Source organism: Geodermatophilus amargosae, assembly GCF_900116515.1.
GTDB classification, from domain to species: Bacteria; Actinomycetota; Actinomycetes; order Mycobacteriales; family Geodermatophilaceae; genus Geodermatophilus; species Geodermatophilus amargosae.
Genome location: NZ_FPBA01000068.1, coordinates 1 through 1,173 on the forward strand (window position 1 = coordinate 1; position 1,173 = coordinate 1,173).

General features: G+C 73.4%; 1 pseudogene. It reads left to right on the top strand.

The annotated features are described in order from the left end of the window. Nucleotides 1–108: 108 nt before the first annotated feature. Nucleotides 109–1,113 (top strand): annotated as a pseudogene (locus BM414_RS28150) (IS5 family transposase). The last annotated feature ends 60 nt before the right edge of the window (nt 1,114–1,173 follow it).

The following is a 1,173-nucleotide window of genomic DNA, read 5'->3' on the forward strand; positions in this document are numbered from 1 at the left end:
CACGCTGCTACCAGCCCTCAGCCGATCACGACAGCGACACGCTCAAGTGCCGTTGCAGTACTAGGGCCTGTCTGGCGGATCTTCCCGCTGCGGGTGTAGGGCAGGTGGATGCAGGACCGGCATGACCTGACCGACGAGCAGTGGGCGGTGCTCGAGCCGCTGCTCCCGGACCGCACCCCGCGACGAGGCGGCCGCTGGGTCGACCACCGCCCGGTGGTCGACGGGGTTCTCTGGCGCATCCGCACCGGCGCCCCGTGGCGCGATCTGCCGCCCGTCTATGGGCACTGGCAGACCGTCTATGACCGGCATCGCCGCTGGTCGGCCGACGGCACGTGGGAGCGGGTGCTGCAGACGCTGCGGACCGCCTGCGATGTGGACCTGACCGCCGAGCAGGGCGAGTGGGCGGTGGCCATCGACTCGACCATCGTGCGCGCGCATCAGCACGCCGCCGGCGCCCGCGGGCAGCCGCCGCGCGATGTGCCCGCCGAGCGGCTGGCGCCGCAGGTCGCCCCCGGCCCGCGCGACCGCGGGCGTGTGGGGGGTCAACACCGGTCACCCCGGCGCGGACGAGCGACGCCGCCAGGCCAGTCGGGACCGTGAGGCGCTGGGCCGCTCCCGCGGTGGCCTGAGCACCCAGGTGCACCTGCTCGCCGATGGCCGCAGCCGCCCGTTGGTGCACGTGCTCAGCCCCGGTCAACGCGGGGACACGCTGGCCTACGCCCTCCTCATGGACCGGCTCACGGTGCCCCGGCACCGGCCCGGACCGGCGCGCAGCCGCCCGGATCGGCTGATCGCGGACAAGGCGTACTCCGCCGCCGGACTGCGCGCCGACCTGCGCCGCCGCCGGATCACCGCGACCATCCCGACACCCGATGATCAGGTCGGGCACCGGCTGCGCCGGGGTCGCCGCGGCGGGCGGCCCCCGGCCTTCGACGGCGAGGCCTACAAGCGCCGCAACACCGTCGAACCGCGATCAACCGGCTCAAGGACCGCCGCGCGGTCGCCATGCGTACCGACAAACGCGGCTACGTCTTCGCCGGCACCGTCGCTGTTGCGGCCATCCGTATCTGGCTATGCGACCTCAGCCGGCGAGATCGCTCAGACAGGCCCTAGTACTGCAACGGCACTTGAGCGTGTCGCTGTCGTGATCGGCTGAGGGCTGGTAGCAGCGTG